We start from the raw sequence: 23,100 nt of genomic DNA, 5'->3' as shown, positions 1-23,100 counted from the left end.
GGCATGACCATTCGACGCCGATCTGTCCTGGCGAGCGCAGTTTTCCTGGATCGTGACCGACCATGCCGATGATCATCGAACCGCGGGCCGGAGATGCAGAGGACGACGCCAGCAGCACCAAGAAGCGCTCCCTGATTGCCATCGCCGGAAGCATGCTGGGGGAAATCAACCTGCCCAAGCTTGCGCTGGCTTGGATCATCCTCGCTCTCTTGCCGGGCGTCCTGCTCGGACTTGCCCCGCTTGTCGCCACGGCCTGGTTCACCTCGATGTCGGGCCGGATCTACGCGCTGGCAGGAATCGGGCCGCTCATTCTCCTGGCGCTGATCGCGGCCCTCGGCTGGTTCGGTTTCAGGCCCCTGTTCCGTGCCGCCGAACGCAGCTTCTGGTCGTTGAATTCGCTCGCCGTCCAACCGGGCTACGCCCTGTGCCGCGAGGGTCTGCGGCACCTGGCCGAGCGCTTTCTCACGACCGAGGCCAGCGAGGACAAGCGCGCGGGCCTGCGGGCCGCGACGGCCATTGGCGCCGGCCTTGCTGCCTTCCTCATGGCCGCGGGCATTGCCGCGCTAGCCTGGCCCGCGACACGCTGGTCGGGCGAGATAGCCGAACTTGCCAATCCCTTGCGGCTGGTCGTTCCCGCGCTGGCCAATACGGTGACCGTCATGAGCGGATATCTCGCCGCTGCTTCGCTCGCCTGGGGCCTTGCCGATGGGTTGATGGATCAGCCGCGCGATCTCGGGGTCTATGACGAGGCGCCGCCGTCAGCCCGCAAATGGCGGGTCGTGCATCTCTCCGACATCCATGTCGTCGGGGAGCGCTATGGTTTTCGGATCGAAAGCGGGCGCGCCGGCCCGCGTGGCAACGAGCGGCTTGCCCAGGTTCTCGAGAAACTGGACGAGATCCATGCCCAGGAACCGCTCGACTTCGTTCTGATCACCGGTGACATGACGGATGCGGGCCGGTCGGCGGAATGGGCGGAATTCCTGGACGCGATGGCGCGGCATCCCGCGCTGGCCGAAAGGAGCTTCATCCTCCCCGGCAACCACGACGTGAACATCGTGGATCGCGCGAATCCGGCTCGACTGGAATTGCCGACGAGTCCCGGGAAGCGCCTGAGACAGATGCGGACGCTGTCGGCCATGGCCGCCATCCAGGGCGACCGGGTCCGGGTCGTCGACCAGGACCGGACGGGGCTGGGTAGCACCTTGTCGGCGGCGCTGGAGCCTCATCGAAGGACGATCGCCGCCTTCGCCGATGCGGGCTCGCTGCGCCTGTCGGCCGGGCTGGCCAATATCTGGGACGATATCTTCCCGATGCTGCTGCCGCCGGCGGAAGCGGACGGGTTAGGGCTCGTGCTGCTGAACTCGAACGCCGAAACGCATTTCTCCTTCACCAATGCGCTGGGCCTCGTCTCGGAAGAGGACATGCGAGCGATGCTCGCGATCCTGCGCCAATACCCGAAGGCGCGCTGGGTCATCGCGCTGCATCACCATCCCGTGGAATATCCGAAGCCAGCCAAGGCCTTCTCGGAGCGCATCGGCACGGCGTTGATCAATGGCAGCCGGTTCGTGCGCCAGCTCAAGCCGATGTCGCACCGGCTCGTCGCGATGCACGGCCACCGCCATGTCGACTGGATCGGGCGCTGCGGTCCGCTGAAGATCATCTCGGCGCCGTCTCCCGTGATGGAGGCGACCGATGACGAGGCAACCGGCTTCTATATTCACACGCTCGCAGCCGCCACGGATGGCGGGCTTGCCCTGCTCGCGCCGCAGCGGATCGAGGTCGCGCCCAGGCCGGACGCCGGCCTCAGCTCTTGACGGCTGCGTCGATCGGGATCGCAGGCGCATCCTTCTCCGGCGAGCCGAAGAGCTCCGCGAGCCATAGGCTCGAGGGATGCTGGGCGCAGAAGGTCAGGAATGCGATCGTGATCGGGACGCCGATGAAGGCGCCGAAGACGCCCCAGAGATAGCTCCAGAAGAACACGGAGAACAGTACGGTCGCCGGAGAGATCGAGAGCGCGCTGCCGGCGACGCGTGGTTCGATATAGCTGCCGACGATGAACTGGATCAGGTTGAGGCAGGCGAAGACCGCGATCACCGCCTGCCAGGACCCGAACTGCGTCATCGCAAACAGGGTCGGGAAAACCGTGGCGACGAGCGGACCCAGGAAGGGAATGTAATTCAAGGAAAAGGCGATGAAGCCCCATTCCTCCGCAAGCTGAAGGCCCACAGCCTTGGCGAAGCCCCAGACGAGCAGGCCGGTGATGAGGCTCATCAGGGTCCTGACCACCATGTAGCGGCGGATCTTGCTGGCGGTGGCCGTGCTGCCCTGCAGCAGAACCTGGCCGGTCTCGCGGTTGCGCATGGTGCGCACCTTGCGCCCGAAATCGTCGACTTCCAGCAGGCCGAGGATGACGTAGACGAGGACGACGAGCCAGAAGCTCATCGTGCTGTTGAGGCGGCCGGTGATGGTCTGGGCGGTGCGCAGCATCCAGCTGACATTGAAGTTCTCCGACCAGACGCCGGCCACGGCCACGCCATGCCCTTCCAGCCAGACCGTGATCTGGTCGTAGAAGGATTGGAAGCGCGCAGCGTCGCTGACGATCCAGCGGCCGACACGGCCGAAAGCCCAGACGATCAGCGACCCGAAGGCGAAGAAGGCGACGACCATGACCACGACACTGATCGCGAGCGCGAGCAGGCGGGGCAGGAAGGCCTGCAGGCTCTTCTGAAGCGGCCAGACGAGCGCGATGATGAAGAGCGCGAAGGCGACCGGCGCGAAGACCGAGCTGGCGATCGACAACGCGGCGACCGCCATGATCGTCGCAATCAGAATCAGGGCGCCTTGATAGATCTTGCCGGAGGTCATCTTCATTCCTGGTCAGGCCTGGTGTCGGGAGGTCGGTGCTGAAGCGCGCGGCAGATCCGCTCGCTATCCTCAGATGCCCTCGGTCAATTCGTCGAGATCGAGCGTCGAGGTCTTGCCGATGTCGTCCCGATGCTCCCGATAGAAGGACTCTGCCGAGCGCCTTCCCTCGTTGTGGAGCATGGTCAGGAACTCCCATTCGGCATTGAGTTTGGAGGAGTAGCCGAGCTCGGTCATGGCGTCGCTGGTGATGCGATGGAGGCGCATGCGGGCCCAGCGCGCGCCCTCACCGCTCTCGGGATTGGCCTTCTGCCGCAGCAGGGCCATCATCCGCAATTCCTTGAGCAGCACCGCGTTGAACGACACCTCGTTCAGTCGGTTCAGGATGTCGCGCGCAGTACGCGGTGTCTCGGGTCGCTCGACCGGGTTGATCTGAACCAGGATGGTGTCCAGCGCATCGCTGTGCTTGATCAGCGGTGTCATCGTCGGATTGCCGGAATAGCCGCCGTCCCAGTAGCTCTCGCCATCGATCTCGACCGCCTGGAACAGGGTCGGCAGGCAGGCAGAGGCCAGCAGCACGTCGGGCGTGATCTCGGCATTGCGGAACACCCGCCCCCGGCCTGTGCGCACATTTGTGGCGGTGATGAAGAGCTTGATCGGGCTTGTCGCCAGGCTGCCGAAATCGATCACCTCGGCGAGGATATCGGCCAGCGGGTTCGAGCCGGTGGGATTCAGGCTGTAGGGCGAGACCACCCTCGACATCATGTCCATGGCGACGAAGAGCGGCGAGTTGTCGAGCGTCCAGCGCCCGAGCAGAATGTCCAGCGGGCTGCGCTGGAACGGGCTGAAGCGCGCCGCTTCCGAGACCTTTCGCCAGAAGAGCTCGAGTGCCTCGCGTGCGCCAGCACGGCCGCCCTTGGCATAGCCGGAGGCCAGCACGGCCGCATTCATCGCGCCGGCCGAGGTTCCCGAAATCGCCTCGATCTCGAGCCAGTCCTCCTCGAGGATCCGGCACAGCACGCCCCAGGTGAAGGCGCCATGAGCGCCGCCACCCTGAAGCGCCAGGTCGATGGCGAGGGGCTCGCGATTGGCGTTGTCATCGCCGCTGCGGGGGGCGCGCGCAGATGTCGGGGCTTTGCTCACGTCGTTCCCATCCTGAATGCGAGGCGGGTCGGCCGGGTCACGGCGACTTCACCAATCCCGAAAAACCGGCAACTGCCAGCAGGCTCAAAGCCCAGCCGACGATCGACTGGAAGTAGAAATAGTTGATGGCGATGCGACCGCCAGGCTTGGACGGATTGGGCCGCCAGAAGGTTCTTTGCCCCATGTCGAGCACCGGCAGTAGCGTATCGAGCGAGTACATCCAGGGGCTGAAGGCCGGGTAGCTCGAGGCCTCCCAGCGCTGGCGGAAGCAGGCGAGCTGGGTCTGGCCGGGCTCGGCCAGGCCGCTCGTCTGCTGGGTGGCGATCAGGGAGCGCTGCTCGGATCGTTCGATGCCGCACAAGGTCCATTCGGGCGAACGCAGGACCACGGCGCTATTGGGCATCACGGCCCCCCGGTGCTCGGCATAACCGAAGATGGCAACGCCCAGAAACCAGAAGAACAGGAGCCAGACGAAGGCCAGCAGTGGCTGACGACCATAAGCAAGGGTGATTCCAAGCACACCGTCGGCGGCTGTCAGAAGCCCGCGGAGCACGGGATTGGCCGCCCGCTTGCGCCGGGCCTGGCGTTGCAGTCGCTCCTTGACGACAAGCACGGCGCGAGCATCTTCGCCATGTCCCATCTCGCGGAAGACGGAGGCCAGTTGCTCATAGGGCTGGGGCCAGAAATCCTCGCCCCAGCGCTCGGGCACCTGCCGCCCTAACCAGTCGAGCCGGCTCTCGGCATCGACTGGCCCGTCGATGAAGGCGCCATAGCGGCAGCGATTCAGGAGAAGATCGCCCTGCTTGGGCCAGCAGGCCGCCTCGTCATGGATGGTCCCGATCGAAGCGCCGGTCAGCACCAGCGCACCGTTCACCTGGGCATCCCGGCGCAGGAAGAACGCGCCCTTGATCGCACTGCGGCTCATGTCCAGCGCAGTCTGGCCGGCGGCGGCGAGAACGGCGCCTGAGCAGTCGATGTCGCCGCCGATCTGTGAGGCGATCAGCCGGATCTCGCCTTCGATGCGCGCGCTGCGCAGCACGACGCTACCGCGGTTCTCGATTTCGTTGGCATCGATTGCAATGCCGTCAGTGCGGGTGACGGTGGCGCCGGCACAGTCGAGATCTGCGGCAAGCACTGCACCGGACAGGTTGATGCCGCCCCGTAGTGTCGCCCCCCGCAGCAGGACGTTGCGTGCCTCCAGGCTCGGGGCGAGCAGCGCGTAGCCGCTTGGTGCGCGAATGGTGGCGCCATCGCATTCAAGATTGCCGCCGAGACGCGACTGAACGAGATCAACCTCGCCAGTGACCTCCGCGCCGCGCAGATAAACGCCGCCGCGCGCCTCGAGCCGCTCAGCCTGGAGCCCGGGAAGCGAGGAGCCGTCCAGGAACAGGCGGTTGATGATCGCGGCCCTGAAGATCGGCGCGGCCTCGAAATGGCAATCGTTCAGGCCGATGTCGCGAAAGACGCGACAGGCTTCGAGATCGAGAACATCCGTGATCCAGGCGCCGCTGATCCTGACGCCCTTTTCGTGGGGCCGACAGCCTTCCTCACCTCCGAGCATGAGAAAGCGCAGGAAGGATGCGCGAATGACCCGCGCCGGGTCAGGTTTCTCGGGGCGCGAGCCATCTCCCAGGCGGTCGAAAGTCCCGCTGAGAAGCTTGGCGACGACCTCCTCCTCTGCTGGCAGCAGGGGGCGGAAATCGTCGAGGCGCGCCGTCGCGATGGCCCATTGGGCCTGTTCTGCTCCCGCTCCGGCGCCCCAGTCCAGCGTCATGTGGCGGCCGGAGGAGCCGCTTCGGCACTGGCACTGGCGCTGGCGCTGGCGCTGGCGCTGGCTGCCAGCGCCTCACGCAGCGCAGCCTCCTTGGTCTCGTCGAAGGAGGTGCTCATCAGCGTGCCGCCGACGCCCTTCAGGTCGGCAAGGACCTTGTCGGTGGTCATCTTGCGGATCAGCAGGAAGAGCCCGGCGGTGTTGGGCTGCAAGGCGCTGGCCGCGTCCTTCATGAACTGGTCGTTGATGCCGACATCGCTGAGCTTTCCGCCCAATGCGCCTGAGGCCGCACCGAGAGCCGTGCCCAGCAGCGGGGCGAGGAAGATGAAGCCGATCAAGGTGCCCCAGAGGGCGCCCKACGCTGCGCCTGCCGCCGTCAGGTTCATCATCTGGTTGAGTTTGACCTGTCCCTTCTCGTCCTTGACGACGACAACGGCGTCGCCGAGCTCGATCAGATATTCGCGCTGGAGGGAAAGGACCTTCTGACGGACCTCTTCGGCCTTTTGTTCGGTCGGGAAGCCGATGAAAACCAGATCGCTCATGAGTGCAGCTCCATTGCTGAGGGGGAGGGGAGGGAAAGGCCATTCGGCGACGCTGCTTCCGCGGCGCGGCCGATGAGGAATTCGGCGAGCAGTGGAACCGGCCGGCCGGTCGAGGCCTTGGTGGCGCCGGAGATCGACGCGGTGCCGGCAATATCCAGATGGGCCCAGGGATAGGCCCTGGCGAAGCGGGCGAGAAAGCAGGCGGCGGTGATCGCGCCGGCCGCAGGCCCCCCGAGATTGCTGGTATCGGCAAAGCTGCTGCCGAGCTGGCCGAAATAGTCGTCCCAGATCGGGAGCTGCCAGACACGATCGCCCGACACGCCCCCGCATCTCAGGAGTTCCGCGGCGAGTGCATCGTCATTGGCGAAGAGGCCGCTCGCATGCGAGCCCAGCGCCACGACGCAAGCCTCGGTCAAGGTCGCGACATCGATGACGCAGGCCGGCGAGAAGCGCTCGGCATAGGTCAGGACATCGCACAGCAGAAGCCGCCCCTCGGCCTCGTGGGTCCGGATCTCGATGGTCTGGCCCGACATCGAGGTGACGATGTCGCCGGGGCGGCTGGCGCTGCCGCCCGGCATGTTCTCGGCCGCGGCGATCAGTCCAACGACATTGATCGGCAGCTCCAGTCGGGCGACCGTACGCATCACCCCCAGAACGCAGCCGGCACCGCTCATGTTGAACTTCATTTCGTCGGGGTCGCCTCCCGGGGTCAGCGGCGTGCCTCCGATATCGAAGGTGATGCCCTTGCCGACGAGGACGATCGGCCGGCTCCGGCTCTTGCGTCCATTGGACTGCATCACGACGAGCTTGCAGGGATTGGCGGAGCCCCTGCCGACGACCAAAAAGGCGCCCATGCCGAGCGCTTCGAGATCCTCGCGCTCCAGGACTTCGACATTGAAGCCGAACTCCCTCCCCATCTCCTTCGCGGTGCTGGCGAGGTAGGCGGGGGTGCAGATATTGCCCGGCAGATTGCCAAGATCCTTCGCCAAGGCGACGCCTTCGGCGACCGCGATGCCCTGCCGCAGCGCGCCGAGGAGTTCCGAGGTGAGGGTCTGCGGAACGAGCAGCATGATGCTGCGCACTGGGCGGGGCCGCGCGATCTGGCGGCGAGGATGGGTTCCGGGCAGGACGAAGACGTATCCGCCATCGGCCAGAATTTGCGCAGCCTGTTGAACCTGCCAGTTCAAGCTGCGCTTGGGGACCTCGTGTTCGGCCAGGGCGATGACGGCTTCGGCGACGACGCTCTCCGCGATGAACTTCGCCGTTGCCGAAAGAGCCCGCAGATAGGCGCGGTCGGAGAAGGCTTCGGGCTTGCCGAGGCTGACGAGCAGGATGCGGGTCGCGACGGAGCCCGGCAAATGATGGAGCAGCAAGGTTGCGCCGGCGGCCTCGCCAAGTTCGCCGCGCCCGACAATCGCGGACAGCTTGCCGGCTGCCCGTTCGTCGAGACGCCGCGCCGACCCGACCAATGCGCCGCCGCTGAATACGCCGACGACGAGGAGTTCGGTTCTGAGTCTTTCAGCCTCGCCGACCGCGGGGATGATCTCCATAGAATGTCTCCGAGAGGACATCATGGCATCGCTTGACTGGTGAATGGTGTGATCCTGCCAGGATACCCTCTGGTTGCAGGGGTCCGCCCGCGGCGGAGAAGGGGCCTCATGCGTCACGAAGGCGGGAGCGCCGGGCTTCCCGGCGGCCGGGCCGCCGCCGCAGTGCGGCCGGCCTCGCGCGCGGCGGGAAGCGGCTGCACGCGTTGGCCTGGGTGCAACGCCTGAATACCTCCGGAGACGATGACGTCGCCGGGCTCGAGCCCCTGCGAGACGATGACGAGGCCGGGGTCGAAGCGCAGGACGTCGACATTGCGCAGCGAGACCGTCGACTTCACGGGGTCGACGATCCAGACTGCCGGCGACAGGTCCTGCTGGGTCAGGGCGCTGGCCGGAACGGAGACGATGGAGGCCGAGGTGAGCTCCATGGTCCCGACCACGGTCGATCCCAGCCGCATCTCCTCCGGCGGATCGATCAGGCCGATCCTGACCGCAAAGGTCCGGGTCACGGGGTCGGCTTGCGGGGCCACCTCTCGGACACGGCCAAATGCGCGCACTGTCGGAGCCTCGGCGAGAGCGACCCGGATCGGAGTGTCGCCTTCCAGCGTTTCCAGCAGCGTGGCGGGCACGTTGAAGACGGCGTCACGGCCGTCTTCGCGCGCCAGTTGAAGCACGACTTGCCCAGCCTGCACGACTTCGCCGGGCTCGATGCTGCGCGCGGTTACGACGCCCGAGACGCCTGCGCGCAATTCGGTGAAGCCAAGCCGGTCCTGTGCCAGCTCGACTTGCGCTTCGGCGTCCTCGAGCTGGGCCTGCGCGGCCTCTTGCGCCTTGAGCGACTGATCGAAACGAGGCCGGGTGGTGAAGCCCTGCGCCATCAGCCGTTCCTGACGCTCGAACGTGTTTCGCGTCGTGTTCACCTCGCCGCGGGCCGCTTCGAGCGTTGCCTTGGCGGCCGTCAGAGCGTTGCGTTCGAGCGAGGGGTCAAGGCGGGCAACGATCTGTCCGGCTGCGACGCGATCTCCGACATTGACCGGCCGCTCGGCGACACGGCCGCCGATGCGGAAGCCGAGTCCGACATTCTTCTCGGCCTGGATCTCGCCGCTCAGCTTGATGTCGTTGGCGAGTTTGCCGGCCTCGACCTTGACCACGCGGACCGGGCGGCCCTCCGAAGGGGCGGCCTCCTGGTTCTGGCAGGCAGCGAGCGCCAGGACGAACATCGAGGCGGCAGCGGCGCGGAGAATGCGCGTGGCCGAGGGCTGGAACCGGATGGCTGAGATCGGTCTCATCGCGAAGAAACTCCCGCAGCGGCCGTCGCCCGGGCTTTCGTCTTGCTCGGTGTGGGCGAGCCTGCGCCGAAGACGGCGACATAAAGCACGGGCAGCAGGATGAGAGTGAGGACGGTCGCGACCAGGAGGCCGCCCATGATGGCGAAGGCCATCGGGCCCCAGAACACCGTTGGGGCGATCGGGATCATGCCGAGCACGGTCGAGACCGCCGTCAGCATGATAGGCCGGAAGCGCGTGCTGCTGGCGTCGAGCGCCGCCTCGACGACACTCTTGCCGCTGGCCCGCTCGGCCTCGATCTGGCCGACCAGGATCACCGCGTTCTTGGTGATGATGCCGATCAGCGCCAGGATGCCGAGCAGGGCGACGAAACCCAGTGGCTTGCCCGACACGAGCAGTGCGCTGACCACGCCGATGAGGCCGAGAGGCGCGATGCTGAGCACGATGGCGAACAGTCTGAAGCTCCGCAGCTGGGCCATCAGCACGGTGAACATGATCAGCAGCATGACCGGCACGACGGCAATGACCGAGGATTGCGACTTGGCGCTTTCCTCGACGGTTCCTCCGACGGCGATGCTGTAGGTGGGCGACAACGTCTTCCGCAGCGCGTCGATCGAGGGCTGCAAGGCGGAGACGACGGTCTCCGGCAGCGTTCCGGGCTTGACGTCCGCGGCGACTGTCAGGTTCGGAACCCGGTCGCGCCGCCAGATCAGCGGCGCGTCCAGCCCGTAGCTGAACGTCACGAACTGCGACACCGGCACGGAGCGTCCACCGGGCAACGCGACCTGCATGGTCCGCAGCGTATCCAGCGAGACGCGGTCGGCGTCCTGGGCCCGCACGACGACATCGACGAGATAGATATCGTCGCGCACCTGGGTCACGACTGTGCCGGAAACGACGGTGTTCAGGATCGCCGCAAGCGCTTGCGAACTCAGGCCGAGGCGGCGTGCCTCATCCTGATCGACGCGCAGGCGCAGCTCGCGCGCAGGCTCGATCCAATCGAAATTGATCTGCTCGGTCTTGGGGCTCGTCGCGACGACCTGAGCCAGCTTCATCGCGATCGAGCGCACCTCGGCGATGTCGGGCCCGCTGACGCGGTACTGCACGGGCCAGCCGACCGGCGGCCCGAGTTCGAGCGGATAGACGCGCGCGACGACATTCGGAAACTCCTTGGCCAGGAGCTCTTCCAGCTTGGCCTGCAGGCGGTCGCGAGCCGGCACGTCCTTGGCGACGATGACGGCCTGGCTGAAGAAGTCGTTGGGCAATTGCGCATTGAGCGGCAGATAGAAGCGGATTGCGCCGCGCCCGACATAGGTGCTCCAGCGATCGACATCCGGGTTGCCCTTGAGTGCCGCGTCGAACCGGGTCGCGAGCTGCTCGCTCGCATAGATCGAGGCGTTCTGCGGCAGTGTCAGGTCGACCAGAAGCTCGGGCCGGTCGGAGGCGGGGAAGAACTGGCGGGGCACCAGCGGCAGGGCGAGGACGGAGGCGACGAACAATGCGAGCGTCACCGCGATGGTCGCCCAGCGCAGCCTGATGGCCCCGGACAGGAGCTGCCGGAAGGTTCGTTCGACCCTGCCGGGGCCGGCATTGCTCGATGCCGGATCCGGCGCCTTCAGCATCGCGACGCCAAGCACCGGTGCAAAGATCACCGCCACGAACCAGGACACCACCAGGGCGATGCTGACCACGGCAAAGAGGGTGAATGTGTATTCGCCGGCCGAACTTGCTGCAAAACCGATCGGCACGAAGCCGGCGATCGTCACCAGGGTTCCGGCAAGCATCGCCATCGCATATTTCTTGAAGGCGTAGGTCGCCGCCTTTGCCTTCTCCTCGCCGGCGGCGAGACGCGTCACCATCGCGTCGGTCGTCGTCATGGCGTCGTCGACGAGCAGGGCGAGCGCGATGATCAGCGCACCGAGCGAGATCCGCTGCATGTCGATGCCGGCAACGAGCATCACGGCGAAGACCACCGCGAGCGTCAGCGGAATGGACAGCGCAACGACCAGGCCGGGGCGCACGCCAAGGCTGATGAAGCTCACCGCCATGATGATCGCGATCGACTGCCAGAGCGAGGTCATGAAATCGTMGATCGCGTGATCGACCGTCACGGCCTGATCGGCGACCAGGCGCGGCTCGATGCCGAGCGGCAGATTGGCGGTGATGGTCGCCATTGCACGCTGGATATTCTTGCCAAGCGCCAGGATATCGCCGCCATCGCGCATCGCGATGCCCAGTCCGATCGCTTCCCGTCCGTTGACGCGGAACATCGGCTGAGGCGGATCGGCATGACCGCGGCGCACGGTGGCGATGTCCGCGAGGCGAACCATGCGATCGCCGACGGGGAAATTGACGTTCAGCAGATCGGCTTCCGACTGGAAGGCGCCCGAGACGCGCAGCGAGACCTTCTCGTCCTCAGTCTGGATGATGCCGGCGGGGCGCACGACGTTCTGGCTCTGCAGGGCGCCGAGCAGGGCCGAGCGATCGATGCCGAGATTGGCGAGTTCCCTGACGGAGAATTCGACGAAGATGCGCTCGTCCTGGGCGCCGATGATCTCGATCTTCGAGACGTCTGGCACGAGGAGCAGGCGCGAACGGGCTGCTTCGACATGGTCGCGCAGCTCACGGCTGGTGAAGCCATCTGCGGTGAAGCCGTAGATGATGCCGAAAGTGTCGCCGAAGCGATCGTTGAAGAACGGCCCGACCGCACCCTGGGGCAGGGTATGGCGGATGTCCCCGACGAGATTGCGGACCCGGTACCAGGTGTCCTGCACGTGGCGCGCCGGGACCGACTGCTTCAGGTTTACGAAGATCGTCGTCACGCCGGGCGTCGTGAAGCTGCGGACGAAATCGAGGCCGGGCGTTTCCTCGAGCTGGCGCTCGAGCCGCTCGGTGATCTGCGTCAGCGTGTCCTCCATGGTCGCGCCCGGCCAGGCCGCCGAGACGACCATCGACTTGATGACGAAGGAGGGGTCTTCATTGCGGCCAAGCCGCACGAAGGCGAGCACGCCGGCCGCGACGGCGACGATCATGAGATAGATCACGACCGAGCGGTTCTTGAGGGCCCATTCCGAGAGGTTGAAGCTCATCGTGTTTCCGTCCCGGTCAGCCGCACATGCTGGCCTTCCTGCAAAAGGCTCGCGCCGGCCGTGACAATAACATCGCCAAGTGCCAGGCCCTTGCCGATCAGGGCCGTCGCGGGGTCGGCGCTGAGGACGTCGAGCTTGCGCAGCGACACGGTGAGCGTCTTGGGATCGACGACCCAGGCTCCGGTATCCTGCTCGCGGCGCACCAGCGCCGTCGACGGTATGGTAATGGCCGAGGCTTCGCTGCCGCGGATCGTGCCGAGGACCGCGGTCCCGAGCCGGTAGGACTGCGGAGGCTCTGAGAGACCGACCCTGACTCGGAAGGTCCGCGTCACCGGGTCGGCCTGGGGCGAGACCTCGCGTACCCGGCCCCTGACGGTGGTGCCGGGATCGCCGGTGAGCGCGACATACACGCGCGCATCGGCCGGCAGGCTGCGCATCAATGCGGCGGGCACCTCGAATACGGCATCGCGCCCCTCGCGCCTTGCGAGTTGCACGATCATCCGGCCGGCAGCGACGACCTCGCCCGGCTCTGCGCCGATCCTGGTCACGACGCCTGGTGCATCGGCCTTCAAGGTGGTGAAGCCGACGACATCTTCTGCGGAATTGACGCGGGCTTGTGCGGCGTCGACCTGAGCCCGGGCAGCCGTGCGCCCCTGCTCGGCAGCCTCGAAATCAGCCTGCGTCGTGACATTGCGCTGGAGCAGATGGCTCTGGCGCTGCAACTGGTTGTCGGCCTTTCTCAGAAGGCCCTGAGCAGCCGTGAGTGCCGCCCGCGCCGAACGCAGTTCGTTGAGTTCGTTCTCGGGGTCGAGGCGGGCAACGACCTCTCCCTCGCGTACCGTCGCGCCGACCGCGACGCGCCTCTCCGCCAGCCGGCCACCGATGCGGAAGGAGAGCGACGCCTGGTCCTGCGCTTCGATATGGCCGGTGAAATTGATGTCCGCTGCCTGGCGGGGCTCGTCGACCGTGATCGTGCGGACGATCCGCACGGGCGGCGGGGCCTCGTCGGCCTCGCGCTGGCAGGCTGCGGAGGCGAGTGCAATGACGGTCAGCGCGGCTGCATGCAGAGACCGGGAGGGACCAGGGCCGCGACGCACGCTCATGCCTTCGGCCCTCGCAGCGCCGCCCTCGCACACGGCGGAGTTCTTGCAACGATCCTGCCATTCGCGGGGAACGGGTTCTCTCGCAAGCCGTTCAAAAGCATCATGTTCTTCCTCTGGCAACCGCGAGGCAGAGGCCGTGGAACCTCGGGCGCAAGACAAGTGTCCGTCGCCAATCTCTTCGGGCGGCAGGGACGGACGCTACCAACAGTCCGGGAAGCGCGGATTAGCTCAGAATCCCAACTCTGCGCTGGTCATCCCAATTTTGGGACAGGGTACTCGGCGTCCGGAGGTCCTTGCTGCGGAGCCGTATCCTCCCGTCTCAGGCTGGCTGCGACAGGGATCAGCAAGAGGAAGCCGATGCCGGAAGCGATCGCCATCAGGCCATAAACATGCTCCCCCCACGAGCCGTAGAGATAGCCGGCAAGGGTCGTCAGAGCCGCCATCACCCCGGCCCATCCGGCGGCAAGCCAGGCCTGAGCCTGGGCCAGCATGCTGCGCGGCGCGAACTTCGCGAGCAGAAAGATGCTGCCCAGATGCGTCGCGCCGAAGGTCAGGCCATGCGTCAGCTGCAGCAGGACGACGAAGGCTATATCCGGGTCGAGAGCCATGCCGGCCCAGCGCAATGTGGCGACAGCGCCGCTGGCGGCGAGCAGGACGCCTGCTCCGGCCGAGCCGCGGATGACGTATCCGAGCAGGCTGAAGAATGTGATCTCCGACGCGATGCCCGCCGCCCAGAGGCTTCCCATGGTACCCCCGGAAATGCCGAGGCTTTGCCAGTGCAACGTGCTGAACCCGTAGACGGCGGCGTGGCTCGCCTGGACGAGTGCCGCCCCGGCAATCGTCAGGATCAGCAGATGCGGCCTCTCCACCAACCCGGCCCTCTCGTGGGGAGCGGCTGATCTCTCCGGCAGGCGAATGGTTGCGACGGCGACCGTGGCAAGCGCGGTGGCAAGCGCCGACAGCAGCAACATTCCGATGATGGAAGAGATCGGCAGCCAGTCGAGCATCCAGCCCGCCGAGAGGTTGGCGAGCGCAAAGCCCGCCGAGCCCCACAGGCGAATCCGCCCGTAGCGCAGCTCTGCCGAGCGCAAGCCCTCGAGGCTGCGCAGGGTTACGGCATCGGTGAGGGCGATCAGTGGACCCTGGGCGAGCGCGATCGCAATCACCAGCAGCAGGATTGGCAGGAAGCCCGCGGCAAAGGCGAGAAAACCTGTGCCGATGACGACAGCCACCGAGCAGGCAACCAGCGCAATGGTCATGCGCACGCTCCGGTCCGCGAGGACGCCAACGACCGGATTTGCGATGATGCGGGTCAGCAGCGGTGCGGCAAGCACGATGCCGATCGCATCGTCACCAAGCGATTGCGCGCGCAGCCAGAGCGGAAAGAACGGCAGATTGACGCCGAGCTCGAAGAAAAGGGCCGCGTAGAGAAAGGAGAGGCGCCCCGTCGCCCCCTTCATGCCGAGAACCTCATGCTCTTCGGCTAGTCGGCAAGGCTGTGTGCGGCGCGTTCATCTCCGCTCCCTCCCGCTGCATCGTCCAGCGCCGCATCCTGCTGGGCAAGTCCAGATGGGAGCGAGGAGAATTTGGTCAGGTGCCGTTCGCGCGCCTCGGTGGGGCTGTAGCCGAACTCACGTCGGAACGCCCGGCTGAAGGTCGAATGATCGATAAAGCCCACTTCATTGCCGATGACGTGGATCGACAGGGCATCGCGAGTCGATGCGAGTCGGCGATGCGCCTCGCGAAGCCTTTCGCGATTGATGAAATGAGCCACGCCACCCGTGCTCTCGAACAGCCGGTAGAGCTTGGAGCGGGACATCGCCATGAGGCGCGCCAGCCGCTCGGGACCAAACTCGGGGGAGGCCATGTTCTGCCGGACGACGCGCCGGGCACGATCGATCAGAAGGGAGGTCAGCGGCACCTCCGCAGCCTCGGAACGTTCGACCCGCGGCGCGATGCAGGCCGCGACCAGCGAACGCGTCGCGGTGGCGAGGCCCTGCGCATGCTCCACCGAGATATGCGGCAGTTGTCGGGCGAGGTTCTCCATATAGCCCGTGAGCAGCGCCCCGAGTTCGGGATTGATTTCCAGATCGTGCGCCCGCTCGAAATCGACGAGTTCCTCCTGGCAAAAGTTACGAGGCAGGAACAGCGTCAGGACTTCCGTGTCCTCGGCCTGGCCTTCGAACGGCATGGCGAGCGAGCGGAAGCTGAGATTGCCTTGCCGCTCGGGGGGGCTCAGGGAAAGCAGGTTGCACTCAGGCGAACAGGAATGCGCGAGCACGACGCACCAATGATCCATGAAGGACCGCGGCCTGTGCCGCCAATGGCGAGCGGGGGCGTCGGCGTAGAGCGTCCTGGTCAGAACGACGTCGCCGAAGCTCCACGAGGAGAACTCGGCGTCGAATGGCTCGGACGCGTTCGGCGTAGGCAAGAGATCGATCGTCTCGGAGAGCAGAGAACGCCACGCGTCGAACTGATCCTCCGCGGGCAGTCCCTTGGTCGAGAAGTTCTGAACGAAGACCGCTCCGCCCGGGATCCCTGAATTGGTACTAGAGAGAGCCGACACGGCATTCTCCTCGCGATAGCGTTACGTTAATCTTGGCCCCGCGTACCAACGGGAGGTCAATGTTTCTCAGTTCCGTGAAGAAACTGTGACGCTCGGAGCTAGCAATGGCAAGCAATAAACCGCCGAGAATTGTCGTTATCAGGAGGAAGCAGGTGGTCCTCTTGCGGCACTTGGCTCGCTACTGGCGCGGGGACGCTGCGTCGAAGACGCGAATCGGCGCGGTAACGATCAGGCTGGCGGCCGAACCGAGCGCATCCGCAGCCATCAGCGGAGTGGAAACGTCGGAATCGGTGATGACCTGGCCTTGGAGCAGCCGGCCTCCAATGAGGCGGACCGCATCGGGGCTGGCGGCAAAGAGGTCGTGATTGATGCGGTCGCCGGCATTGATGGCGCTGAGATCCAGCACCGTGATGCCTGACAACCCCGCCAGCTGCTGCTGGTACTCGTCGCGCGTCAGGTCGATGCCGCCGAGGCGCGTCGCTCCGCGGGAAATGAAGCGGGAGAGCTGCAGCGCCCTGTCGTTCTGCGAGACGAAAAGCGTGATCTGCGGACGCTGGGAGCCCATGTCCTCGACTTGCCGGCGAAACACGCCGACATCGAGATCGGGCGAGGCCAGAATGAGATTGTTGATCTTCCGGGGGACGCCGCCCTGCTCGAGAGCGATCTGCCTGACGGCCTCGACGGCAGGCCAGCTCCCCATGGAATGGGCGAGGATGACGATTTCGCCGACAGAGGGGCTACTTGCAGCCGCCTTCAGCAGATAAGCGAGATCCGAGCGGGAATACGATGCATTGTCGAAATCCCGGCTGTAGTCGAGCAGATGGCCGCGCGACGGCCACGAGAACAGGACCGGGGACGCATCGGCATCGGCGTCATGGGTCAACTGCGCGAAACGAAAGACGGCGCGGTCGAACGGCGTGTTGAAGCCGTGGACGAAGACGAAGACCCGGCGCTTGCGCCCGCCCGTCGACTTGAACCATTTGACGAGGTCCGTCTTGGCGACCGGCGCGGTCGAGGTGACGACAAAATCCGTTGCCGCATTGCCGGGAGCCGTGCGCGGCAGCTGGATGGTACCGACCTCCCGATCCTTGGGGATCGAGACGACGATATTGCTGAACGAGACCGTATCTCCGCGCTCGCCGCTGAACAGAACACCCGCTTCCGCCGAGGGAGCGCGCGTCGTCGCGGCAAGCATGTTCACACGGTCGGTACCGGCAACGGGCTCGACAGGTTGAAGCAATCCGCGTGGCGCCGAAGCGCAAGCACTGAGGCCGAACGCGACGGCAAGTCCCGCCAGGCTCATCCCCAAGGTGTCGAGGCGGCGGCCCATGGTCAAAGAGCCCCAGGATTCGGGCGCGCGCCAAGCATTGCACGCAGTAACGGGCTTACCGAATTGCTCTTGCATGCCTTACCGTGCGTCGGTGTCACGTCGACGTCCCCAATCTGCAAATAGGAGATCGGAGGATCTCGAGCGGCTGTGTCAGGATAAAGAACCCATCCGGAGGCAGCAAGCTTGCCGTCAACTTTGGGACAGGCGGTCCAAGCTTTGGGATTCTGTGCCGATGCCCTCGGCGCGCAGGGAATTAAGTTGCCGGTATGACCGCCTCGGCAACGATTCCGGCGGCACACCTGCTCATCGCGACCCCCCGTGGGGCCGAAGTCCAAGGCTTAGGGGAGGGCAAGACATGTCTACCGGGAACGTCGCGTCAAAGACAACGATGCAGAGATTTCTCGATACGGTCGAGAAAGTGGGGAACATGGTTCCCCATCCCGTCGTCATCTTCCTCATCCTCATCGCCATCGTCATGGTGCTGTCGGCCGTGCTCAGCCTGTTCGGCGCGGCGGTCACCTTCGAGCGCATCAATCCCGACACCCATAAGGTCGAGATGGCGAGCACGGCGATACGCAGCCTGCTCAACGTCGAAGGCATTCGCTTCATCTATTCGTCGCTGATTCCGAACTTCATGAGCTTCACCGCCGTGGGGCTGATGATCGTCGCGATGATCGGGGCCGGCGTGGCCGAGGAATCCGGCCTGGTGACGGCGCTGATCCGGAAGCTCGTCATCGTGTCGCCGGGTTGGGCGCTGACCTATATCCTGGCCTTCGTCGGCATCCTCGCCAGCATTGCCGCGGATGCGGGCTATCTGGTCCTGATCCCGCTCGCCGGCATTGCCTATCTCGCCGTTGGGCGTCATCCGCTCGCCGGCCTCGCGCTCGGCTTTGCTGCCGTGGCCGGAGCCTTCACGGTCAATATGCTGATCAAGCCGCTCGACGCCGTTCTCGTCGAGTTCACCAATGACGCCGCCCATCTCGTTGATCCGAACCGCTCGATCGGCCTGGCTTCCAATGTCTGGTTCTCGATCGCCTCGGTGCTGTTCCTCACCGTCGTCATCGCCTTCATCACCGACCGGATGATCGCACCGCGCCTTGGCGTCTACGATCCGAAGCTGGCGGCCGAAGGCACCACGACGGAGCAGGGCGCTTCGTTGTCCGATCAGGAAACGCGTGGACTGCGCTTCGCGGGGCTCGGCCTGCTCGCGCTGGTTGCGGTGTTCTGTCTGTTGACACTGCCGCCGGGGGCGCCGCTGCGCAATCCGACGACCGGCGAGCTGATCGGCAACTCGCCCTTCATGAACGGGCTGATCGCACTGATCATGCTGATGTTCCTCACCACGGGCTGGGCCTATGGCATCGGAGCCGGGACCTTGCGGACGTTGCCGGAGGTGATCGCGGCGATCGAGAAGTCGATCAAGAATCTCGGCGGCACGATCTTCCTGTTCTTCGTGCTGAGCCAGTTCGTCGCCTATTTCACCTATACCAACATGGGCACCGTCATGGCGCTCAGCCTGTCGGGCGTCCTGCAGTCGGCCAATATCGGCGCGCTGCCGCTGCTGCTCGGCTTCATCGTCGTGGTCGCGATCATCGACCTGCTGCTGACCGGCGCGATTGCAAAATGGGCGATCTTCGCGCCCGTCTTCGTGCCGCTGCTGATGAAGCTCGGCGTCGAGCCGGAAGCGGTGCTGGCCGCCTATCGCGTCGGCGATTCCCCGATGAACGCGATCACACCGCTCAACGCCTATTTCGCCCTCGTCGTGGGCTTCGCCCAGAAATACGACAAGACCGCAGGTGTCGGCACGATCGTCTCCCTGATGCTGCCCTATGTCGTCTGGATGTTCGTGTTGTGGACGGCGCTCTTCGCGGTCTGGAAGATGCTCGGCCTGCCCTGGGGCCTGTGACGGCCGGTCGCGCAGCCCGAAACGAAATAACCCTGACCTGATCGGATGGACATCATGAGCAGCCCCTCAATCCCCCTCGACGTCGCAAGTGCCATCGACCACCTGATGAATTTCCTCTCGGTCGAAGGCGTGACCGGTCAGGAAGCCAAGATCGGGGCTGCGGTCAGCGAGGCGCTGAAGAAGGTCGGGGTGCCGGCATCCGCGATCCGCTTCGACGATGCCAACAAGCGCATCCCGGTGCCGACGGAGACCGGCAATCTCTTCGTCGATCTGCCGGGCACGCGGCCGGGGCCACGCCTGCTGTTCTCCACCCATCTCGACACCGTGCCGCTTTGCGCCGGCGCCAAACCTCGGCGTGAGGGCGACCGCATCGTCTCCGACGGGACGACCGCGCTCGGCGGCGATGCCCGCACCGGCGTCGCGCTCCTGGTCGTGCTCGCCGAGACGCTGATCAAGCACAAGCTGCCGCATCCGCCGATCACCCTGCTCTTCACCGTCCGCGAGGAGAGCGGGCTGCATGGTGCCCGTGAACTCAACCCGGCCGATCTCGGCGGGGCTGCGATGTGCATCAATGTCGATGGCCAGCTCGCCTCGGAGCTGCTCGTCGGTGCAGTCGGCCAGGAGAACTGGGAAGTCGAGATCAAGGGCAAGGCATCCCATGCCGGCGTCGCGCCGGAAAAGGGCATTTCGGCGACGCTGGTCGGCGCCATCGCGATCGCCGAGGCACAGCGTGCCGGCTGGTTCGGCAAGGTCGTCAAATCCGACGGCCACGGCACCAGCAATGTCGGCATTTTCGGCGGCAAGGGCGGCACGGTCGCGGCCGGCGATGCGACCAATGTCGTCACCGACTACGTCTATATCCGCGGCGAGGCGCGCAGCCCGGAGGCTGCCTTCGCGACCAAGATCGCGAACGGCTACAAGGAGGCCTTCGCCAAGGCGCAGGGCGAGGTGAAGGATCACGAGGGCAACACCGCGGAGGTGAAGTTCAGCCAGAAGCCGGCTTACCCCCCCTTCGAACTGGGCCAGGATGCTCCGGTGGTGAAGCGTGCCACCAAGGCGCTCAAGCTGCTGGGCATCGAGCCGACCTATCTGTTCTCCAATGGTGGTCTCGACGCCAACTGGTTTGACAAGCACGGGGTTCCGACCATCACCATCGGCGCCGGGCAGGCCGAGATCCATACCATCAAGGAGTATGTGAATCTCACCGAGTACGAAAAGGGTTGCCGCATTGGTATCCTGATGGCGACCCTGGAAGACTGAGGCCTTGGCTGGGTGCGGTGTGCCGGGGCGTAGACTGCGCCGGCATGCTGCGCCCTACGCATTTCTGCGGCCTGGCAGGGCCCAATAGGGAGCTGAGCGATTGAGCCCGATAGCCTATACCGGCACCATCATCGCCGTTGCCGTGGTCTTGTTCATCTGGAACAAGATTCCCGTCGTTCTGGTCGCGATGGGAGTAGCGCTTGCCCTTTGGGCGACCGGGGTCCTGACCCTGCCCCAGGCTCTGGGCGGTTTCGGCGACCCCGCCGTCATCTTCATCGCCTCGCTCTTCGTCGTCAGCTCCGGGCTCGAGGTCACCGGCGTCACCGCCTGGGCAGGCCAACTCCTGATCAAGGGAGCGGGCGAGGAAAGTCGAACCCGCCTTCTGATTCTCACCATGATTCTCGTTTCGCTGCTGACCGCGGTGATCAGCCTCAACGGCGCCGTCGCTGCATTGCTGCCGGTTGTTGTCGTCATCGCGGTTCGGCTCAAGCGCAATTCTTCGCAACTGCTGATGCCGCTGGTCTTCGCCGCGCATGCGGGTTCGATGCTGGCGCTGACGGGAACTCCCGTGAACGTGCTGGTCTCCGAGGCCAGTAGCGATGCAGGGATGGGCAGCTTCGGTTTCTTCGAATTCGCGCTGGTCGGCGTGCCGCTGCTGGCGGGCACGATGGCGATCATCATCCTCTTCGGCCAGCGCCTGCTGCCTGAGCGCAATGGCGCGACCATGCCCGCCGATTTCAGCCGGCATGCCAAGACGCTGGTCGAGCAATACGGCCTTGCCAGCGGCATCTATCAGATGCGCGTGCGTGCCAGTTCGCCTTATCTCGGCGCTGCGCCCGCCAGCATCGACCTGTCGGCCTATCCGGGGCTGCAGCTGGTCGCCATTCAGGAGGGCGAAACCGCAAGCCCCATCCGTCGCTCGGTCATTGCCGATGGCGATCATCTTTTGGTTCGCGGTGAGGCTGACGCGGCCGCGACACTGGCGGCGGAGATGCATCTCGCCTTCCGTGAGGAGGCAAAGCAGGGGCAGGGCGCGGAGACGCTGTTCAACCAGCGCTCCGGTCTGGCCGAAGTCGTGATCCCGCCGCGCTCCGGCCTGATCGGCCAGACCGTTTTCCCGGGGATGGTCACCGACAGTGGCGATCTGATCGTTCTGGCCGTGCAGCGCGCGGGGGCGGAACTCGCCGCCGCGAATGCAACCAAGGATTCCGGTGGCATCGTGCTGCAAGCCGGCGATACCATGCTGCTGCAGGGCACCTGGAAGGCGCTCGACGTCCATCTCGACGATCCCGATGTCCTCGTCGTGAGCTCGCCCGAACTGGTGCGCCGTCAAGCCGTGCCGATGGGCCCCGGCGCGAAGCAGGCCGTCATCATTCTCGTCGCGATGGTTCTGCTGCTTGCCACAGGCGTCGTCCCGCCCGCCGTCGCAGGTTTGCTGGCTGCAGGCGCGATCATCCTGTCGGGCATCATGAATGTCGAGCAGTCCTACCGCGCGATCGGCTGGACCACCGTGATCCTCGTCGGCGCGATGATGCCGCTCTCGACCGCGATGGTGGAAACCGGTGCGGCGAAGCTGATGGCCGAGCGGCTCGTCTACATGGTTGGCGATGCCGGCCCAGTCGCCTTGCTTGCGGGTCTGTTCGTGCTGACTGCCGTCATGGGGCAGTTGATCAGCAATACCGCGACCGCGCTGATCGTCATCCCGATCGGGGTGGCCGCTGCCGCCAGCATGGGGATTTCGCCGCGGCCGGTCTTGATGAGCACGGCCGTTGCCGCCGCCGGAGCTTTCCTCACCCCGATCGCGACGCCGACCAATCTGATGGTGATGGGGCCAGGCGGCTATGCCTTCAGCGATTACTGGAAGCTCGGCCTGCCGCTGCTGATCTGGTTCTTCGTGGTGGCCGTCTTCATCGTTCCGCTCATCTGGCGCTTCTGAATTCTGTCCGACTGCCGAGAGTTTTCGCCGAGCTCGCGGTCAAAGCGGGCGGAGCAGGAACGATCGGCCGTGACAGCGGCCGATCGATTGCCTGGCGTGGTGATGCGCCGGGTCAACATTTGGCTTGAGGCCAAGGAGGATCAATTGGTTGATATTCGCGGAGCAGCGCTCGCTGCTGGGATGGTTATCGGAGCACTGTGTTCGGGCACTGCCTTTGCTGCCCCGGTATCATCGGCTGGTAGCGTTGCCACCAATCCCGGCGTCGAACTCGCACAATGGCACCGTTCGCCCCCGCGGCATGTCGCGCCACGCCATGGCCGCTGCTGGTGGGAAAACCGTCGCGTGCGCGACCATCGTGGCCGCTGGGTCGTCCGCCGCGTGCAAGTCTGCCGCCGCTGACCGGGCAATCCGGGGCGCGCCCCGGACCAGTGCGGGCGGTCGCCGCGCAGGGATGACGCCGCGTAGTGACGTATGTCCAGCTGGCCTTGGGGCCAGGATGCAGACGCCGAGAAGCGCCAAGAACTCCCACGCTTCTCGGCACACCACATCTGATCGGCAGGAGCTGCCGCTACCCCGGACTCAAACTCCGAACCACACAGATCCAGGATCCTCCGGCCTTCGGGCGTCGCTCGATCCTCCGAGACGGTCGCGTGTGATGACAGTGTCGCCGGCTCTCTTGCATTGAGAGCGATGTCGCGATGGATGCACCGATAACCCAAGCAGACATCACCCCGCTCTTCTAAGCCACGTCCCTCCCTG

15 protein-coding genes are annotated in these 23,100 nt (G+C 65.5%); 4 read left to right on the top strand and 11 right to left on the bottom strand.

All coding sequences use genetic code 11. From position 1 onward, the window contains the following. Positions 1–62: 62 nt before the first annotated feature. A complete protein-coding gene (locus AC1DGP_RS15180; RefSeq protein ID WP_476832260.1) occupies positions 63–1,814 on the top strand; it encodes a metallophosphoesterase family protein in 1,752 nt (583 codons plus the stop codon). On the opposite strand, the gene AC1DGP_RS15175 is transcribed toward AC1DGP_RS15180, so the two are convergent. From AC1DGP_RS15175 to AC1DGP_RS15125, 11 genes are all read right to left on the bottom strand, one after another. After that, complete coding sequence (locus AC1DGP_RS15175) at positions 1,804–2,871, bottom strand: AI-2E family transporter (protein WP_441490720.1); 1,068 nt, start codon at positions 2,869–2,871, stop codon at positions 1,804–1,806. The genes AC1DGP_RS15180 and AC1DGP_RS15175 overlap by 11 nt on opposite strands. 63 nt (positions 2,872–2,934) lie before the next feature. Then, positions 2,935–4,005 (bottom strand): patatin-like phospholipase family protein, encoded by a 1,071-nt coding sequence (locus tag AC1DGP_RS15170; RefSeq protein WP_441506411.1) that lies wholly within the window; start codon positions 4,003–4,005, stop codon positions 2,935–2,937. A gap of 37 nt (positions 4,006–4,042) precedes the next feature. After that, positions 4,043–5,779, bottom strand: a complete 1,737-nt coding sequence (locus AC1DGP_RS15165) for a hypothetical protein (RefSeq protein ID WP_441506410.1) — start codon at positions 5,777–5,779, stop codon at positions 4,043–4,045. Further along, positions 5,776–6,318: a DUF1269 domain-containing protein gene (locus AC1DGP_RS15160; RefSeq protein WP_476832259.1), complete on the bottom strand. Its 543-nt coding sequence runs from the start codon at positions 6,316–6,318 to the stop codon at positions 5,776–5,778. Before AC1DGP_RS15160 ends, AC1DGP_RS15165 begins: the two co-directional genes overlap by 4 nt. Next, positions 6,315–7,868, bottom strand: a complete 1,554-nt coding sequence (locus tag AC1DGP_RS15155; protein WP_441506409.1) for a leucyl aminopeptidase — start codon at positions 7,866–7,868, stop codon at positions 6,315–6,317. The genes AC1DGP_RS15160 and AC1DGP_RS15155 overlap by 4 nt, the downstream gene beginning before the upstream one ends. 113 nt (positions 7,869–7,981) lie before the next feature. Then, entirely contained in the window at positions 7,982–9,154 is a 1,173-nt protein-coding gene (locus AC1DGP_RS15150; RefSeq protein ID WP_441506408.1) for an efflux RND transporter periplasmic adaptor subunit, read from the bottom strand. Further along, positions 9,151–12,240, bottom strand: coding sequence for an efflux RND transporter permease subunit (locus AC1DGP_RS15145; protein ID WP_476832258.1), 3,090 nt, complete (start codon positions 12,238–12,240; stop codon positions 9,151–9,153). The genes AC1DGP_RS15150 and AC1DGP_RS15145 overlap by 4 nt, the downstream gene beginning before the upstream one ends. Beyond that, entirely contained in the window at positions 12,237–13,343 is a 1,107-nt protein-coding gene (locus AC1DGP_RS15140; RefSeq protein ID WP_441490726.1) for an efflux RND transporter periplasmic adaptor subunit, read from the bottom strand. The genes AC1DGP_RS15145 and AC1DGP_RS15140 overlap by 4 nt, the downstream gene beginning before the upstream one ends. A 251-nt stretch (positions 13,344–13,594) precedes the next feature. Further along, positions 13,595–14,803, bottom strand: coding sequence for an MFS transporter (locus AC1DGP_RS15135; protein WP_441490727.1), 1,209 nt, complete (start codon positions 14,801–14,803; stop codon positions 13,595–13,597). Positions 14,804–14,826: 23 nt separating this feature from the next. After that, positions 14,827–15,909: a helix-turn-helix transcriptional regulator gene (locus AC1DGP_RS15130; protein ID WP_441490728.1), complete on the bottom strand. Its 1,083-nt coding sequence runs from the start codon at positions 15,907–15,909 to the stop codon at positions 14,827–14,829. 178 nt (positions 15,910–16,087) lie between these two features. After that, positions 16,088–17,239: an alpha/beta hydrolase gene (locus AC1DGP_RS15125; RefSeq protein ID WP_441506406.1), complete on the bottom strand. Its 1,152-nt coding sequence runs from the start codon at positions 17,237–17,239 to the stop codon at positions 16,088–16,090. Positions 17,240–17,594: 355 nt separating this feature from the next. Here AC1DGP_RS15125 and AC1DGP_RS15120 point away from each other — a divergent pair, with 355 nt between their 5' ends. The 3 genes from AC1DGP_RS15120 (at position 17,595) to AC1DGP_RS15110 (ending at position 22,341) form a co-directional block, all read left to right on the top strand. Continuing rightward, positions 17,595–19,145: an AbgT family transporter gene (locus tag AC1DGP_RS15120; protein WP_441506405.1), complete on the top strand. Its 1,551-nt coding sequence runs from the start codon at positions 17,595–17,597 to the stop codon at positions 19,143–19,145. Positions 19,146–19,199: 54 nt separating this feature from the next. Then, positions 19,200–20,405: a M20/M25/M40 family metallo-hydrolase gene (locus tag AC1DGP_RS15115; RefSeq protein ID WP_441506404.1), complete on the top strand. Its 1,206-nt coding sequence runs from the start codon at positions 19,200–19,202 to the stop codon at positions 20,403–20,405. A gap of 100 nt (positions 20,406–20,505) precedes the next feature. After that, positions 20,506–22,341, top strand: a complete 1,836-nt coding sequence (locus AC1DGP_RS15110; RefSeq protein WP_441478691.1) for an SLC13 family permease — start codon at positions 20,506–20,508, stop codon at positions 22,339–22,341. Positions 22,342–23,100 lie beyond the last annotated feature (759 nt).

This window comes from Allobosea sp. 05T433 (assembly GCF_056396065.1).
This window is presented reverse-complemented; position numbering and strand designations above follow the sequence as displayed.